Source organism: Pseudomonas sp. P5_109 (assembly GCF_034009455.1).
Classification (GTDB): domain Bacteria; phylum Pseudomonadota; class Gammaproteobacteria; order Pseudomonadales; family Pseudomonadaceae; genus Aquipseudomonas.
In genome coordinates, this window is sequence record NZ_CP125380.1 from 6,939,580 (window position 1) to 6,956,178 (window position 16,599).

18 protein-coding genes are annotated in these 16,599 nt (G+C 56.6%); all 18 read right to left on the bottom strand.

The genetic code is table 11. The annotated features are described in order from the left end of the window. Nucleotides 1-58 precede the first annotated feature (58 nt). A complete protein-coding gene (locus QMK54_RS31025) occupies nt 59-484 on the bottom strand; it encodes a F0F1 ATP synthase subunit epsilon (protein WP_007969909.1) in 426 nt (141 codons plus the stop codon). Between the two features lie 45 nt (nt 485-529). Continuing rightward, nucleotides 530-1,909: a F0F1 ATP synthase subunit beta gene (gene atpD, locus QMK54_RS31030; RefSeq protein WP_060540274.1), complete on the bottom strand. Its 1,380-nt coding sequence runs from the start codon at nt 1,907-1,909 to the stop codon at nt 530-532. Nucleotides 1,910-1,936: 27 nt separating this feature from the next. After that, complete coding sequence (gene atpG, locus QMK54_RS31035) at nt 1,937-2,797, bottom strand: F0F1 ATP synthase subunit gamma (RefSeq protein WP_008045673.1); 861 nt, start codon at nt 2,795-2,797, stop codon at nt 1,937-1,939. A gap of 50 nt (nt 2,798-2,847) precedes the next feature. After that, nucleotides 2,848-4,392, bottom strand: coding sequence for a F0F1 ATP synthase subunit alpha (atpA, locus tag QMK54_RS31040; RefSeq protein ID WP_030132553.1), 1,545 nt, complete (start codon nt 4,390-4,392; stop codon nt 2,848-2,850). 21 nt (nt 4,393-4,413) lie between these two features. After that, a complete protein-coding gene (locus tag QMK54_RS31045; protein WP_008045680.1) occupies nt 4,414-4,950 on the bottom strand; it encodes a F0F1 ATP synthase subunit delta in 537 nt (178 codons plus the stop codon). 12 nt (nt 4,951-4,962) lie between these two features. Next, on the bottom strand, nt 4,963-5,433 hold the full coding sequence (locus QMK54_RS31050) for a F0F1 ATP synthase subunit B (protein WP_008064601.1): 471 nt from the start codon (nt 5,431-5,433) through the stop codon (nt 4,963-4,965). Nucleotides 5,434-5,491: 58 nt separating this feature from the next. Next, the gene (atpE, locus tag QMK54_RS31055; RefSeq protein WP_003097235.1) at nt 5,492-5,749 is read right to left on the bottom strand and encodes a F0F1 ATP synthase subunit C; all 258 of its coding nucleotides are present in this window, start codon (nt 5,747-5,749) and stop codon (nt 5,492-5,494) included. Between the two features lie 132 nt (nt 5,750-5,881). After that, a complete protein-coding gene (gene atpB, locus QMK54_RS31060) occupies nt 5,882-6,751 on the bottom strand; it encodes a F0F1 ATP synthase subunit A (protein ID WP_110659408.1) in 870 nt (289 codons plus the stop codon). A 16-nt stretch (nt 6,752-6,767) separates the two neighbouring features. Beyond that, nucleotides 6,768-7,175 (bottom strand): F0F1 ATP synthase subunit I, encoded by a 408-nt coding sequence (locus QMK54_RS31065; RefSeq protein ID WP_110659407.1) that lies wholly within the window; start codon nt 7,173-7,175, stop codon nt 6,768-6,770. Nucleotides 7,176-7,323: 148 nt separating this feature from the next. Continuing rightward, on the bottom strand, nt 7,324-8,196 hold the full coding sequence (locus tag QMK54_RS31070) for a ParB/RepB/Spo0J family partition protein (RefSeq protein WP_110659406.1): 873 nt from the start codon (nt 8,194-8,196) through the stop codon (nt 7,324-7,326). Between the two features lie 9 nt (nt 8,197-8,205). Beyond that, a complete protein-coding gene (locus QMK54_RS31075) occupies nt 8,206-9,003 on the bottom strand; it encodes a ParA family protein (RefSeq protein WP_008002319.1) in 798 nt (265 codons plus the stop codon). Nucleotides 9,004-9,021: 18 nt separating this feature from the next. Then, nucleotides 9,022-9,666 carry a 16S rRNA (guanine(527)-N(7))-methyltransferase RsmG gene (gene rsmG / locus QMK54_RS31080; protein ID WP_320401829.1) on the bottom strand — a complete coding sequence of 215 codons (645 nt, stop codon included), beginning with the start codon at nt 9,664-9,666 and terminating at the stop codon, nt 9,022-9,024. Next, entirely contained in the window at nt 9,663-11,561 is a 1,899-nt protein-coding gene (mnmG, locus tag QMK54_RS31085; protein ID WP_223590161.1) for a tRNA uridine-5-carboxymethylaminomethyl(34) synthesis enzyme MnmG, read from the bottom strand. The genes rsmG and mnmG overlap by 4 nt, the downstream gene beginning before the upstream one ends. Before the next feature lie 549 nt (nt 11,562-12,110). Next, the gene (gene mnmE / locus QMK54_RS31090; RefSeq protein WP_110660405.1) at nt 12,111-13,481 is read right to left on the bottom strand and encodes a tRNA uridine-5-carboxymethylaminomethyl(34) synthesis GTPase MnmE; all 1,371 of its coding nucleotides are present in this window, start codon (nt 13,479-13,481) and stop codon (nt 12,111-12,113) included. A gap of 79 nt (nt 13,482-13,560) precedes the next feature. Then, nucleotides 13,561-15,240 carry a membrane protein insertase YidC gene (gene yidC, locus QMK54_RS31095; protein WP_110660406.1) on the bottom strand — a complete coding sequence of 560 codons (1,680 nt, stop codon included), beginning with the start codon at nt 15,238-15,240 and terminating at the stop codon, nt 13,561-13,563. A gap of 2 nt (nt 15,241-15,242) precedes the next feature. After that, nucleotides 15,243-15,488 carry a membrane protein insertion efficiency factor YidD gene (yidD, locus tag QMK54_RS31100; protein WP_010207715.1) on the bottom strand — a complete coding sequence of 82 codons (246 nt, stop codon included), beginning with the start codon at nt 15,486-15,488 and terminating at the stop codon, nt 15,243-15,245. Beyond that, complete coding sequence (gene rnpA / locus QMK54_RS31105; RefSeq protein WP_015097448.1) at nt 15,481-15,882, bottom strand: ribonuclease P protein component; 402 nt, start codon at nt 15,880-15,882, stop codon at nt 15,481-15,483. Before rnpA ends, yidD begins: the two co-directional genes overlap by 8 nt. Nucleotides 15,883-15,898: 16 nt before the next feature. Further along, nucleotides 15,899-16,033, bottom strand: coding sequence for a 50S ribosomal protein L34 (gene rpmH / locus QMK54_RS31110; protein ID WP_003213577.1), 135 nt, complete (start codon nt 16,031-16,033; stop codon nt 15,899-15,901). Between the last annotated feature and the right edge of the window lie 566 nt (nt 16,034-16,599).

Here is a 16,599-nt window from a genome sequence, read left to right on the forward strand (position 1 = left end):
AAAGAAAAAAGGGTAGCCGAGGCTACCCTTTTTAATCAATCACACAACAAGCGCTGCCTTAGTGGCCGAACTTCTTGCGGATCTGCTGGACGGTGCGCAGCTGAGCTGCAGCCTCGGCCAGACGTGCGGCAGCGGAACCGTAATCGAATTCAGCGCCACGTTCATGCAAGGCCTTCTCGGCAGCCTTGACGGCTTCCTGAGCGGAGGCTTCATCCAGGTCGGCAGCACGTTGCACGGTGTCGGCAAGTACCTTGACCATGTTCGGCTGAACCTCGAGGAAACCACCGGAGATGTAATACACCTCCTCTTCCCCGCCCTGCTTGACCAGGCGGATCGGACCTGGCTTCAGATTAGTGATCAGCGGCGCGTGACCCAGAGCGATACCAAGATCACCCAGTGCACCGTGCGCAATCACCATCTCGACCAGACCGGAAAAGATTTCCCCTTCCGCGCTGACGATATCGCAATGGACTGTCATAGCCATCTGATTGCCTCAACCTAAATTAGCGCCCGTTGCCGGGCGCCGGGATTACAGTTTCTTGGCTTTCTCGATCGCTTCTTCGATGCCGCCAACCATGTAGAACGCTTGTTCTGGCAGGTGGTCGTAGTCACCGTTGAGGATGCCTTTGAAGCCAGCAATGGTGTCTTTCAGGGAAACGTATTTACCCGATGCACCGGTGAAGACTTCAGCCACGAAGAACGGCTGCGACAAGAAACGCTGGATCTTACGAGCACGGTTTACCAACTGCTTGTCGGCTTCCGACAGCTCGTCCATACCCAGGATCGCAATGATGTCCTTCAGTTCTTTGTAACGCTGCAGAACGTACTGGACGCCGCGAGCGGTGTCGTAGTGGTCCTGGCCGATTACGTTCGGGTCCAGCTGGCGCGAAGTCGAGTCGAGTGGATCGACCGCTGGGTAGATACCCAGGGAAGCGATGTCACGGGACAGAACGACGGTAGCGTCCAAGTGGGCGAAGGTGGTCGCTGGCGACGGGTCGGTCAAGTCGTCCGCAGGTACGTATACCGCTTGGATCGAGGTGATCGAACCTTCCTTGGTCGAAGTGATACGTTCTTGCAGAACGCCCATCTCTTCAGCCAGGGTCGGCTGGTAACCTACTGCCGAAGGCATACGGCCCAGCAGTGCGGATACTTCAGTACCGGCCAGGGTGTAACGATAGATGTTGTCGACGAACAGCAGAACGTCGTTACCTTCGTCACGGAACTTCTCGGCCATGGTCAGGCCGGTCAGTGCTACGCGCAGACGGTTACCCGGCGGCTCGTTCATCTGACCGTAAACCAGTGCCACTTTGTCCAGAACGTTGGAATCCTTCATCTCGTGGTAGAAGTCGTTACCCTCACGAGTACGCTCACCCACACCTGCGAACACGGAATAACCGCTATGCTCGATGGCGATGTTACGGATCAGTTCCATCATGTTTACGGTTTTGCCTACACCGGCACCACCGAACAGACCGACTTTACCGCCTTTGGCAAACGGGCAAACCAGGTCGATAACCTTGATGCCGGTTTCCAGCAGGTCGTTGCCGCCTGCTTGTTCAGCGAACGAAGGCGCTGGACGGTGAATGCCCCAACGCTCGTCGGTGTCGATTGGACCTGCTTCGTCGATCGGGTTGCCCAGAACGTCCATGATCCGGCCCAGAGTCGCTTTACCGACCGGTACGGAGATGGCTGCGCCAGAGTCGACAACGTCCAGACCGCGCTTCAAGCCTTCGGTGGAACCCATCGCAATGGTACGAACCACGCCGTCGCCCAGCTGCTGCTGAACTTCCAGGGTGGTCCCGGCCGCGCTTTGTACAGTCAGCGCGTTGTAGATGCTCGGTACGCTGTCGCGTGGAAATTCCACGTCGATAACGGCGCCGATGATTTGAACGATACGTCCGCTACTCATAGCTGGATCCTCTGAATATTTGAACCGTTAAACCGCGGCAGCGCCGCCGACGATTTCCGAGATCTCTTGGGTGATCGCAGCCTGACGCGCCTTGTTGTAGACCAGCTGCAAATCGCTGATCAAATCACCGGCGTTGTCGGTAGCGTTCTTCATCGCGATCATCCGCGCAGCTTGTTCAGCCGCGTTGTTCTCGACCACCGCCTGGTAGACCTGCGACTCAACGTAACGGACCATCAAGCCGTCTAGCAGCTCTTTGGCGTCCGGTTCGTACAGATAATCCCAGTGGTGCTTGAGGTCTTGATCCGGGGTTGCCACCAGTGGAATCAATTGCTCCACGGTAGGCTGTTGCGTCATGGTGTTGATGAACTTGTTGGACACCACGGACAGGCGGTCAATACGGCCGTCCAGGTAGGCATCCAGCATCACCTTGACGCTGCCGATCAGATCATTGATCGACGGCTCTTCACCCAGGTGGCTGATAGCTGCAACGACGTTACCGCCGAAGTTGCGGAAAAAGGCCGCACCCTTGCTACCAACGACACACAGATCGATCTCGACGCCGTTTTCGCGGTTTACCGCCATGTCCTTGACCAGGGCCTTGAACAGGTTGGTGTTCAAGCCGCCGCACAGACCACGGTCACTGCTCACTACGACATAACCAACACGCTTGATTTCGCGGTCGATCATGAACGGGTGGCGGTATTCCGGGTTGGCGTTGGCCAGATGCCCAATTACCTGGCGGATACGCTCCGCATAAGGACGGCTAGCAGCCATGCGCATTTGTGCCTTGCGCATTTTGCTGACCGCCACTTTTTCCATGGCGCTGGTAATCTTTTGCGTGCTTTTGATGCTCGCAATCTTACTGCGAATCTCTTTTGCGCCTGCCATGTAACACCTATCAGGTTAGCAAGCGGGAGCCTTGCGGCTCCCGCTGCGGCTTACCAGGTTTGGGTGGCCTTGAACTTCTCGATACCGGCTTTCATGCCAGCGTCGATTTCGTCATTGAAGTCACCTTTCACGTTGATCTTCGCCATCAAATCGGCGTGATCGCGGTTGAAGAAAGCAATCAGCGCTTGCTCGAAGCTGCCGATCTTGGCGATTTCAACGTCAGTCAGGAACCCACGCTCAGCGGCATACAGCGACAGCGCCATGTCAGCGATCGACATTGGTGCGTATTGCTTCTGCTTCATCAGCTCGGTAACGCGCTGACCATGCTCAAGTTGCTTACGGGTCGCTTCGTCCAGGTCAGAAGCGAACTGGGCGAATGCCGCCAGTTCACGGTACTGAGCCAGAGCGGTACGGATGCCACCGGACAGCTTCTTGATGATCTTGGTCTGAGCGGCACCACCCACACGGGATACCGAAACACCGGCGTTCACTGCAGGGCGGATGCCCGAGTTGAACATGGCCGATTCCAGGAAGATCTGACCGTCGGTGATGGAAATCACGTTGGTCGGAACGAACGCGGAAACGTCGCCAGCCTGGGTTTCGATGATCGGCAGTGCAGTCAGGGAACCGGTTTTGCCGGTCACTGCGCCGTTGGTGAACTTCTCTACGTATTCTTCCGAAACGCGGGATGCGCGCTCCAGCAGACGGGAGTGGAGATAGAACACATCGCCTGGGTAAGCTTCACGGCCTGGTGGACGGCGCAGCAGCAGGGAAATCTGGCGGTAAGCCACTGCTTGCTTGGACAGATCGTCATAAACGATCAGCGCGTCTTCACCGCGGTCGCGGAAGAATTCACCCATGGTGCAACCGGAGTACGGTGCCAGGAATTGCAGCGCAGGAGATTCCGAAGCACTGGCAGCCACGATGATCGTGTTGGCCAGGGCGCCGTTTTCTTCCAGCTTGCGAACAACGTTGGCGATGGTCGATTGTTTCTGACCGATGGCTACGTAGACGCAGAAAATGCCGCTGTTCTTCTGGTTGATGATCGCGTCGATCGCCAGAGCGGTTTTACCGATCTGACGGTCACCGATGATCAGCTCACGCTGGCCACGGCCGACAGGGATCATGGCATCGACAGCCTTGTAGCCAGTCTGTACAGGCTGGTCTACCGACTTACGCCAGATCACGCCTGGAGCAACTTTCTCGACCGCGTCGGTCTCGGTGTTGCCCAGTGGACCTTTGCCGTCAACAGGGTTACCCAGTGCGTCGACTACGCGACCCAGCAGTTCCTTACCAACAGGAACTTCCAGGATGCGGCCAGTGCACTTGGCGCTCATGCCTTCAGCCAGAGACTGGTATGCGCCCAATACAACGGCACCTACGGAGTCTTGCTCCAGGTTGAGGGCCATACCGAAGACGCCGCCCGGAAACTCGATCATCTCGCCGTACATTACGTCGGCCAGACCGTGAATCCGCACGATACCGTCAGATACGCTGACGACAGTGCCTTCGTTACGGGCTTGGGAGGTCACATCGAGCTTGTCGATGCGGCCCTTGATAATTTCACTTATTTCGGAAGGATTGAGTTGCTGCATTGCTCTGCTGCCCCTTCAAACTCAAGATTTCAATGCTTCGGCAAGTTTCGCGATTTTGCCGCGAATCGAGCCATCGATAACCAGGTCGCCGGCGCGGATGACGACACCACCAATAAGGGCAGCGTCCTCCGCAACTTGCAGGCGCACTTCCCGGTTGAGTCGTGCACTGAGAACCTTGGCGAGTTTGTCTTGCTGTTCTTGGTTCAATGCAAAAGCACTGGTCACTTCTACGTCTACCGATTTCTCTTGTTCGGCCTTGTACAGGTCGAACAGAGCGGCGATCTCCGGCAACAGCGGGAGACGGTCGTTTTCGGCAACGACGTGGATGAAGTTCTGTGCCTTGGCATCAAACTTGTCGCCGCACACGTCAATGAACGTGGCGGCCTTTTCTGCGCTCGTCAGTCGCGGGGCCTTGAGCACGCGCTGCATGGTGTCGTCTTCCGACACCGCTGCAGCCAGGCCGAGCATGGCTGACCAATTGGCCAGTTGCTGGTGGGCCTGAGCGTGCTCGAAGGCCGCCTTAGCGTAAGGTCGGGCCAACGTGGTCAGTTCTGCCATGATCGCCCTCGCTTAGATTTCAGCAGCCAGTTGGTTAACCAGCTCTGCGTGCGCGTTTTGATCGATTGTGGCACCCAGGATCTTCTCGGCGCCGCCGACTGCCAGCAAGCCCACTTGGGCACGCAGCGCGTCTTTGACACTGTTCAGTTCCTGTTCGATCTCGGCCTGAGCCTGAACCTTCACACGGTCAGCGTCGATACGGGCTTTTTCAACAGCCTCTTCAACGATCTGGTTACCGCGTTTCTTGGCTTGCTCGATGATTTCAGCTGCCTGAGCTTTCGCTTCGCGCAGTTGTTGACCCGCTTTCTCTTGGGCCAACTCCAGGTCGCGAGCTGCTCGGCTGGCAGCGTCCAGACCATCAGCGATCTTCTTTTGACGTTCGTGCAGTGCCGCGATGACCGGAGGCCATACGAACTTCATGCAGAACAGTACAAAAATCAGGAACGCAACGGACTGGCCAATCAGGGTCGCATTAATGTTCACGCCAACACCTCGCAGTTACGTTGTCCATCACACCAAATTACCCGGAAGATCCGAGTAATTAGCCAGCGATCTGACCAACGAACGGGTTCGCAAAGGTGAAGAACAGAGCGATACCAACACCGATCATGGTTACGGCGTCGAGCAGACCGGCAACGATGAACATTTTAACTTGCAGCATTGGAACCATTTCTGGCTGACGCGCTGCGCCTTCCAGGAACTTGCCGCCCAGCAGGCCGAAACCAATTGCGGTACCCAGTGCGCCCAGGCCGATCAACAGTGCAACAGCGATAGCGGTTAGACCAACTACAGTTTCCATCTTTCCTCCCGACTTTTACGTCGTATGGTTTAGGTTTTTTTAATTTATAGCGGTAAAACAAATCGTTTCAGAGGCCCCGAAGAGCCCCTTCCCGTTTGACCGGGAAGGACATCAGACTAGTCGAGACTGGTCTTAATGGTTTTCTTCGTGTGCCATCGACAGGTAGACGATGGTCAGCATCATGAAGATGAACGCCTGCAGGGTGATGATCAGGATGTGGAACACAGCCCACGCCCACTGCAGAACAACGCCCAGGCCACTAAGCCAGAGCAGACCGCTGCCAAACATCACAGCAATCAGGATGAAGACCAGCTCGCCGGCGTACATGTTGCCGAACAGACGCAGAGCCAGGGAGATCGGCTTGGCGATCAGGGTCACGAATTCCAGCAGGAAGTTCACCGGGATCAGCAGCGCTTGAACGAAGATGTTCTTGCTGCCGAACGGGTGCAGGGTCAGTTCGCCGATGAAGCCGCCGATACCCTTGACCTTGATGCTGTAGAAAATGATCAGTGCGAAAACCGAGAGCGCCATGCCCAGCGTTGCGTTCGGGTCGGTGGTCGACACGGCACGGAACGGGATGTGGTGGTCGCCGGAGATCAGGATGGCCAGTTGAGGAATCCAGTCGACCGGTACCAGGTCGACGGCGTTCATCAGGAACACCCAGACGAAGATGGTCAGTGCCAGCGGTGCAATCACCGGGCTACGGCCATGGAAGCTGTCTTTCACGCTGCCATCGACGAATTCGACCAAAACTTCAACGAAGTTCTGCAAAGCACCTGGCTGACCGGAAGTCGCCTTCTTTGCCGCCATGCGGAAAAGAAGAACGAAGATCAGACCCAATGCGACCGACCAGCCGAGAGTATCGACGTGGAAAGCCCAGAAGCCCATTTCCTTGGCTTCTGCTGCGGTGTGGGCAAAGCCCCAGCCGCCGGTAGGGAGCTGACCGAAAGTCAGGTTCTGCAAGTGGTGCTGGATATAGCCCGAAGCGGTTGTTTCTGCCATGGTTGCCTCAAACGCCCTAAGGTCTCGAAAGTCTTGTTCTCATCAGCAGGGGCGCGAACCAGCTGACCAGTTGGGTCAACACGAAGACGCCGAATACAGCTAGCGGCGCCAATGGCTTCACACCTGCAAACGTCAATGCAAAGAGCACTGCCGTCAAAATCAATTTGCCCGCCTCGCCGGCATAAAATGACCGAACGATGGCTTGAGCTGCCCGGGCGCCGGAAAACCGAAATGCCCTGTGAGCGAAATAAACATTGGGTAGCAAGGCTATCAGGCCTCCGCAGAGTCCCGAGTACCCGGCAACGACTCCATATCGGTACCAGAGCGCCAAAGCGGCGATCAGCAACACGACAAATTGAGCCATTAACACCGGAAAAACTGCCAGGCGATGGAAGGGCAGGCGGTTTGGCGTGCGGGTTTCCATCACTTTTACTCTCCAATGGTCGGCTGCCGAAATTCAATAACTTGGCATAATTTGTGCCGACAAAATGCGCGCAGAGTATAGGGGCGGTTCTGCCCCTATTCAACTGTCAGGTAGTGATTTCCGACTGCGCGCTACATGAGGAAATGTTTCAGCGGATATGCGCGAGCACGCCTTGAAGCTCATCCAGGGAGTTGTAACCAATTACCAACTGCCCTTTACCCTTCTTACCGTGGCGAATCTGCACCGCAGAGCCTAGGCGCTCGGCCAGGCGCTGCTCGAGACGGGCGATATCCGGGTCCGGTTTTGCCGGTTCAACAGGCTCAGGTTTACCACTCAACCACTGGCGAACCAGTGCCTCGGTTTGGCGCACGGTCAGCCCGCGTGCGACAACATGTCGCGCCCCTTCGACCTGCTGATTTTCCGGTAAACCGAGCAAAGCACGGGCATGACCCATTTCCAGGTCGCCGTGGGACAACATGGTCTTGATGACTTCCGGCAAGGAAATCAGGCGCAGCAGGTTAGCCACGGTTACCCGGGACTTGCCCACAGCTTCGGCCACCTGTTGCTGGGTCAGCTGGAATTCCTGCTGCAAACGCTGCAGGGCCACCGCTTCTTCAATCGGATTCAGGTCTTCGCGCTGGATGTTCTCGATCAGCGCGATGGCGATCGCGGTTTCATCGGGTACATCGCGAACCATCGCCGGGATGGTTTCCTGACCGGCCTGCTGGCTGGCACGCCAGCGGCGTTCGCCGGCAATGATTTCGAAGCGGCCAGCGCCGATCGGGCGAACCACGATGGGCTGCATGACGCCCTGGGCCTTGATCGACTGCGCCAGCTCTTCGAGCGCCTGCGGATCCATGTCACGACGCGGCTGGTACTTGCCGCGCTGGAGCAAGTCCAGTGGCAAGTGTTGCAGCTCACGGTGATCGGCTTGCGCCGCTTGTTCTTCCAGCGAGCTGACGGTCGGACCACTCAGCAGTGCATCCAGTCCTCGTCCGAGACCTCGTTTCTTGACGGCCATGGGGATTCCTTAAGTTGCCTGAGCGGCGGCGATGCGTGAGTTTTTGCGCTGACGACGAACCATTTCGCCCGCCAGTGCCAGATAGGCAACGGCACCGCGCGAGGATTTGTCGTACGCCAGCGCCGGCATGCCGTAGCTTGGCGCTTCGGCCAGACGGATGTTGCGCGGAATGACGGTGTCGTAGAGCTGTTCGCCGAAGTGTTCCTTGAGCTGCGCCGAGACATCGTTCATCAGGCTCAGGCGCGGGTCGTACATCGTACGCAGCAGGCCTTCGACCTTGAGGTTCGGGTTCAGCAGTTCGGCGATGCGCTTGATGTTATCCACAAGGTCGCTCAAGCCTTCGAGTGCGAAGTACTCGCACTGCATGGGGATAATGACCCCGTCGGCGGCAACCAGTGCGTTCAAGGTCAGCATCGACAGCGACGGCGGGCAGTCGATCAGGATGTAATCGTAGTTTTCCCGGATTGGCGCCAGCGCACTGCGCAGGCGACTTTCCTTCATCTGCATTTCCAGCAGCACCACTTCGGCCGCGGTGAGGTCGCGGTTGGCCGGCAACAACTGGTAACCGCCGTGTTCGGAGAAGTGCATGGCCTGGGCCAGATCACATTCGCCGATCAGCAGGTCGTAGACCGAGTTTTCCAGGCCGTGTTTATCCACACCGCTACCCATGGTGGCGTTGCCCTGTGGATCGAGGTCGATCAACAGCACCCGGCGCTTGGTCGCGACCAGGGATGCTGCGAGGTTGATGCAGGTGGTGGTCTTGCCCACACCGCCCTTTTGGTTCGCTATCGCGAATACCTTAGCCATTCTTGCTTGTGTTCCCAATCATGCCGTGCGGCGCAGTATCAGCAGATGGCGTTGGCCTTGGCAACCAGGTACGGCCAGGGCGTGTTCGCTATCGAGGTGGAAGTCTGCCGGCAATGCTACCAGTTCATCGGCGGGGTGAACGCCCTTCATTGCCAGCCAGCGTGTTTCGCTATCGCCGAGGTGGCGAGTCCAGTTGCTGAAGTTCTCCATGCTGCTGAACGCCCGGGAAATGATCCCGTTGAACGGTTGGGCAGGCTGGAAGGCTTCGACGCGACTGTGGATAACTTGCAGGTTATCCAGTTTGAGTTCGAGTTTGACCTGGGTCAGGAAGCGGGTTTTCTTGCCGTTGCTGTCCAGGCAAGTCACCTGGGACTCGGGAAACAGGATGGCCAGTGGAATGCCAGGCATGCCACCGCCACTGCCGACATCAAGCCAGCGTCCGTTTTCGATGAATGACATCACGCTCAGACTGTCGAGCAGATGGCGGGAGACCATTTCGTCCGGATCACGTACGGCAGTGAGGTTGTAAGCCTTGTTCCATTTTATCAACAGGGCCAGATAACCCAGCAATTGCGCGTGCTGGGTTTCGGTCAGCGTGACGCCAAGCTGGCCGGCACCTGTGGATAACTCTTCTGCGTGTTGCGAAGTGACCAACGAACTCAAGCGCTTTGCTCCAACTGACGGCCCGCGCCGCGTTTTTTCAAATGAATCATCAACAGCGAAATGGCTGCCGGCGTTACGCCCGGGATACGCGAGGCCTGGCCCAAAGTCTCCGGACGGGTCGCGCCGAGCTTGCTCTGGATCTCTTTGGAGAGACCGGAAATATTCGTGTAATCGATATCCACAGGCAGTTTGGTGTCTTCGCTGGCTCGCAAGCGGGCGATTTCATCCTGTTGACGATCGATGTAGCCGGCGTATTTGGTCTTGATTTCGACCTGCTCGGCGACTTGTGGATCTTCTGCCCCGCCACCGGTCACTTCGATCAGACCAGCGTAGTCGATTTCCGGACGGCTCAAGAGATTGAGCAGGTTGTATTCGTGAGTCAGCGGCGTGCCGAATTTTTCGGCAATTGCATCGCCCTGTTCGGTGCCCGGGCGGACCCAGGTGCTTTTCAGGCGCTGCTCTTCCAATTCGATGCTTTCGCGTTTTTTGCAGAAAGCTGCCCAGCGCACGTCATCGACCAGGCCGAGTTCACGGCCTTTTTCGGTCAAGCGCAGGTCGGCGTTGTCTTCGCGCAGGATCAAACGGTACTCGGCACGGGAGGTGAACATCCGGTACGGCTCTTGGGTACCGAGGGTAATCAGGTCGTCGACCAACACACCGATGTAGGCCTCGTCGCGACGCGGACACCAGGCCTCTTTGCCTTGGGCGCGCAGTGCCGCGTTGGTGCCGGCGAGCAAACCCTGGGCGCCGGCTTCTTCGTAACCGGTGGTGCCGTTGATTTGTCCGGCGAAAAACAGGCCGCCAATGACTTTGGTTTCCAGGCTGTACTTCAGGTCACGCGGGTCGAAGTAGTCGTATTCGATGGCGTAGCCCGGACGCACGATATGCGCGTTTTCCATGCCGCGGATCGATTGCACGATCTGCAATTGCACGTCGAACGGCAAGCTTGTGGATATCCCGTTCGGATACAGCTCATGAGTGGTCAAACCTTCCGGCTCGATGAAGACCTGATGGCTTTCCTTGTCGGCAAACCGGTGGATCTTGTCTTCGATCGACGGGCAATAGCGCGGGCCGATGCCTTCGATCTCACCGACAGCGGAATACATCGGCGAACGGTCGAGGTTCGCGGCAATGATTTCGTGGGTGCGGGCGTTGGTGTGGGTAATCCAGCAACTGACCTGCTTCGGATGTTGCTCTTTGGAACCCATGAACGACATCACCGGGATCGGCGTATCACCCGGTTGCTCGGACATCACCGAGAAATCCACAGAACGGCCATCGATGCGCGGTGGTGTACCGGTTTTCAGGCGACCAACACGCAAAGGCAGTTCGCGCAAACGATGTGCGAGGGCAATTGACGGTGGATCACCGGCGCGACCGCCGGAAAAATTCTGCAAACCGATGTGGATAAGTCCACCGAGGAACGTACCGGTGGTCAACACCACGGAATCGGCGAAGAACCGCAGACCCATTTGCGTGACAACACCACGGACTTGTTCCTGCTCGACGATCAGATCGTCAGCGGCTTGTTGAAATATCCACAGGTTCGGCTGGTTCTCCAGGATTTCGCGGACAGCTGCCTTGTACAGAACCCGGTCTGCCTGAGCGCGGGTTGCACGCACGGCCGGGCCTTTGCGGCTGTTCAACACGCGAAACTGGATGCCGCCTTTATCGGTAGCCATGGCCATCGCGCCGCCGAGGGCGTCGATTTCCTTGACCAGGTGGCTTTTGCCGATCCCGCCGATGGCAGGGTTGCAACTCATGGCACCGAGGGTTTCCACGTTATGCGTCAGCAACAGGGTTTTAACCCCCATACGTGCTGAGGCCAGTGCTGCCTCGGTACCGGCATGACCGCCGCCGATGACGATCACTTCAAAACGGGAAGGGAAATCCACCACGCACCTCGTGCCTGCTTAAGTAGGTAATTCAGGAATAGTTTGAGCTCAGGTTTTTGGACCTGGTCGACAAGTATAGGGACTTCGCCCTTCCTAAAGAACCCTTTGCACAAAATTTAACCAGCTGTGGAAAAGTCCGAGTTATAGAAATTAAAAAGAAAGAAATTTATTAAATCTTTGTTTTTATGTTTATTTCTATGCGCATGCCTTTCTGTGGATAGATCTACACAGCCCTTTATATTCGCTGTGTACAGAGATTCAAAACCCTGTGGTCATGTGCCAATGAGGCCCTTGGATAACCGGTGTAAGCCTGTGGATGAAAGGGTTGGTTATCCACAGAGGCAGTTATGTTCAGTTTTCAGGCCCTGTTATCAACTGACCTTAGCCGCGGTTATTCACAGGGCTTAATCCACAGAAAAGTGCCGTTCGCTCGAAATTCAGGCAGGAGAATTCCGCTCAAGCAGACAAAATCCGCTCGGCACTGGTGTGTTTATTCAGGAAGTAGGGAACAGACAGGCGCGAATGGCCTGTCTGTGAAGAGCAGGAGGGCTATTTACCGATACAGAAACTGGAGAAAATTCGCCCCAACAGATCGTCAGAGCTGAAAGCGCCGGTGATTTCTCCCAGCGAGTGCTGAGCCTGACGCAAATCCTCGGCCAGCAGCTCACCAGCACCGGCCAGGGTCAATTGCGCACGACCATGCTCGAGGGCTGCACTGGCATGCCGCAGCGCCTCAAGGTGTCGCCGGCGAGCGCTGAAGCTGCTTTCGGACGTTTGTTCATAGCCCATGCAGGCCTTGAGGTGATCACGCAGCAGCTCCAGGCCACCCCCTCCGGACTTGGCGCTCAGGCTGATCGTGACGTGACCGTCTTCGCTGACTTCCAGGGCAATCGCTTCGCCCGTAAGGTCAGCCTTGTTGCGGATCAGGGTGACTTTTGCCGGATCGGGACGGATTTCCAGAAATTCCGGCCAGAGTGCGAACGGATCGAGGGCTTCCGGTGCCGTGGCATCGACCACCAGCAATACCCGATCCGCTTCGCCGATGGCTTTCAAGGCACGCTCGACGCCGATTTTTTCCACATGGTCATCGGTATCGCGCAGACCGGCGGTATCCACTACGTGCAGCGGCATGCCATCGATGTGGATATGTTCACGCAGGACGTCCCTGGTAGTGCCGGCAATTTCGGTCACGATTGCCGCTTCACGCCCGGCCAGTGCATTGAGCAGGCTGGATTTACCGGCATTCGGACGACCGGCAATGACTACGGTCATGCCATCGCGCAGCAAGGCACCCTGCCCGGCTTCACGGATGACGGTGGATAACTCGTCGCGCACTTTGTCGAGCATGCTCAGGACGTGGCCATCGGCGAGGAAGTCGATTTCCTCTTCCGGGAAATCGATGGCCGCTTCGACATAGATCCGCAGGCCGATCAGTTGCTCGGTGAGGTTATGCACACGTGACGAGAAAGCCCCCTGCAAGGAGCGCAACGCGTTTCGCGCAGCCTGGGCAGAACTGGCTTCAATCAGGTCGGCAATGGCCTCGGCCTGGGCGAGGTCCAGTTTGTCGTTGAGGAACGCGCGTTCGCTGAATTCCCCCGGTCGGGCGAGCCGGCAACCCAGTTCCAGGCAACGCTTGAGCAGCATATCCAGAACGATCGGGCCGCCATGACCTTGCAGCTCCAGCACATCTTCGCCGGTAAACGAGTTTGGCCCTGGAAAATACAGCGCGATGCCCTGGTCCAATACTTCGTCATTTTCACTGAAAAACGGACCGTAGTGGGCAAATCGCGGCTTGAGCTCGCGACCACTGAAGGCCTTGGCCGCAACGCTGGCCAACGGCCCGGAAATACGCACGATGCCTACTCCGCCGCGACCTTGAGCGGTGGCGACAGCGGCGATGGTTTCACGAGGAACGCTCATAAACCGGTATCCAGACAAAAGTGACAGATAGCAAAACGCCCCACTAGGGGGCGTTTTGAGTGGTTATCCACAGTGTAAATCAGGCAGCTGCTTTGGTAGCCGCTTCGATCTTACGAGTGATGTACCACTGTTGGGCGATCGACAGGCAGTTGTTCACTACCCAGTACAGCACCAGACCAGCCGGGAACCACAGGAAGAAGAAGGTGAAGATGATTGGCATCAGCTTCATCACCTTGGCCTGCATCGGATCCGGAGGAGTCGGGTTCAGCTGCTGCTGGATGAACATGGTGGCACCCATGATGATCGGCAGAATGAAGAACGGATCCTTGATCGACAGGTCGGTAATCCACAGCATGAACGGAGCCTGGCGCATCTCGACGCTTTCCAGCAGAACCCAGTACAGCGAGAGGAAAACCGGCATCTGCACGAGGATTGGCAAGCAACCACCCAGCGGATTGATCTTCTCTTTCTTGTACAGCTCCATCATGGCTTGCGACATTTTCTGCCGGTCATCGCCATGTTGCTCTTTCAGCGCAGCCAGTTTTGGTGCCACTGCACGCATGCGCGCCATGGATTTGTAGCTGGCAGCCGACAGCGGGAAGAAGATCCCTTTGATCAGCATGGTCAGGAAGATGATCGACCAGCCCCAGTTACCCACAATGGCGTGGATGTGTTGCAGCAACCAGAAGATCGGTTGGGCGATGAACCACAGGATGCCGTAGTCGACCGTCAGTTCCAGACCTGGGGACAACTCTTTCAGCACGGCCTGGCTTTTCGGACCGGCGTACAGGACAGCGCTGGTCTCGGCCTTGGCACCCGGGGCAACACTCATCGATGGGCCGGTGTAGCCGATGATGTAGTTGCCTTTGCTGTCTTTACGGGTCTGGACGACGTTGTTTTCGCCCTTCGGTGCAACCCACGCCGTTACGAAGTAGTGCTGCAACCAGGCAACCCAACCGCCAGTAACGGTTTCTTTCAGCGCGGCCTTGTCCATGTCCTTCATGGACACTTTCTTGTACGGCTCCGAACTTGTCCACAGGGCAGCGCCCAGGTAAGTAGCGGTGCCGGTAGCCGTGGTCGACGAAGGATCGGCGCTGGCGTCACGCTTCAACTGGGCGAACATCGCACCAGTCCAGGGCTCGGCGCTCTGGTTGTCGATCAAGTAGGAAACGGTTACGTCATACAGGCCGCGTTTCAGGGTGAAACGCTTGATGTAGTTGACGCCGTCCTTGCTGAACTTCAGGTCAACGACCAATTGGTCCTGACCGTCAGCCAGTTGATAAACCTTCTTCTCCGAGGAATAAACCGGACGACCGGCCGGGCTTGCGTCCGGACCGTTGGTGCCGATCAGACCGCTTTGCGCCAGATAAGTACGTTCGCCACCGTTATCAAACAGCTGGAACGGAATTTCCGGGTGATCCTGACGACGCGGATACAACGGCAGGGTCAGCTGGGCAACATCGCCACCTTGTGGGTCGATAGCCAGGTCCAGTACATCCGTTTTGATCTGGATGAGGTCCTTGCTCACAGCCACCGGCGTTTCGGCAGGTGCGCTGGTGTCGCTTGCAGCACGTGGAATGTCGTCACTGGCGGAAGCGTTGGAGCCAGATGCCGTATCCGGCAGGCCCGATGCAGTCGTATTGGTGGCAACATTCTGAGTCGGCAGGGCAGCCTGGCCATAGTCCTGGTTCCATTTAAGAACCATAACGTAGGACACGATTGCCAGGGCGACGATCAGGATCGTGCGTTTGATATCCATGATTACTCGGCCATCGAAGAAGAACGGGAGGTAGGGATAGGTGGAACCGGGTCATAACCACCGGGATTCCACGGATGACAGCGACCTAAACGACGAAAGGTCAGCCAGCCACCGCGAAGAAGGCCATGATTTTCGATGGCTTCTAACGCGTAGCAGGAACAACTGGGGTAGAAACGACAGTGACTGGCCATCAGGGGACTAATGGCATAGCGATAAAACTGGATCGGAACGAGTGCCAGTTTACGCATCTGGACTGTCTACCCCTACAGTTTCGGTTTTGACTGCTGGTACCGGCGAACTGCGAGCCAGGCGTTTCCAGAGTTTGCCGAAATGCTGAATCAATTCGGGGTTTTCTACGTCGCCCAAACCTTTGCGCGCGACGATAACAATGTCCCATCCGACCAGAGAATCCTGGTTCAGGCGAAACGATTCGCGCATCAGACGTTTGAGGCGATTGCGCTCGACGGAGAGCTTTACGCTCTTTTTCCCGATAACCAACCCGAGACGGGGGTGATCAAGATCGTTGTTGCGCGCAAGGAGCAGGAGATTTTTCCCCGGAACCTTGCCGGTAGGGGAGTCAAAGACTGCCTTGAAATGCCGGGGAGTAAGCAGACGCTTTTCCCGACTGAAGTCCTGACTCACCTCCAGTGCCGGCTTATCAAACTGCCAGACGCGCACGACCTTTGGCGCGACGACGCGACAGAACGGCACGACCGTTCTTGGTAGCCATGCGAGCACGGAAACCGTGGGTACGAGCGCGTTTGATAGTGCTTGGTTGGAAAGTACGTTTCATTGTCGTGTTACCTGGTTCGTCCACAACGGGCCGGAATGGCCCCCGTTTTAAGAGACCGGGGATTCTAGAGAAAGCAAGCCTTCAGGTCAATTTCCAACCAGCGTTTCCTTATAAATAGATCTCCAGAGGTTTTGCGCTGATCGAACCGCCGGTAAATATAAAAATAAGAAAGGAAAGTATTTAAAGCTTTTCTGTAAAGCTTATAAAAGCTAGGCTCGCCTCCATCTGTGGATAAGTCGATTCAGCCCTTGTTTTACCTGATGTACAGAGAATGACAACTACAGTGGAAAACCGTGTTCAGCCTGTGCTGCACTGTCGGATAACCTGTGTGTGGAATGCCGCTTTATCCACAGGCCGGTTATCCACCGAGTTTCGCCCCCACTTGTGCAATGACCTTAACCCCGGTTATCCACAGAGCTTATGCACAGACCACTGGTCGTCTTTTTTGCGTATAAAACGATGATTCTTCTTGGTCGATGAACCACCTTCGTGTGGATAAGTCGGCGTCTGGTCGCTACAATGGCCGCTTGTTTTTGCCTCACCGGCTTTTAACTTAGGGGATATCC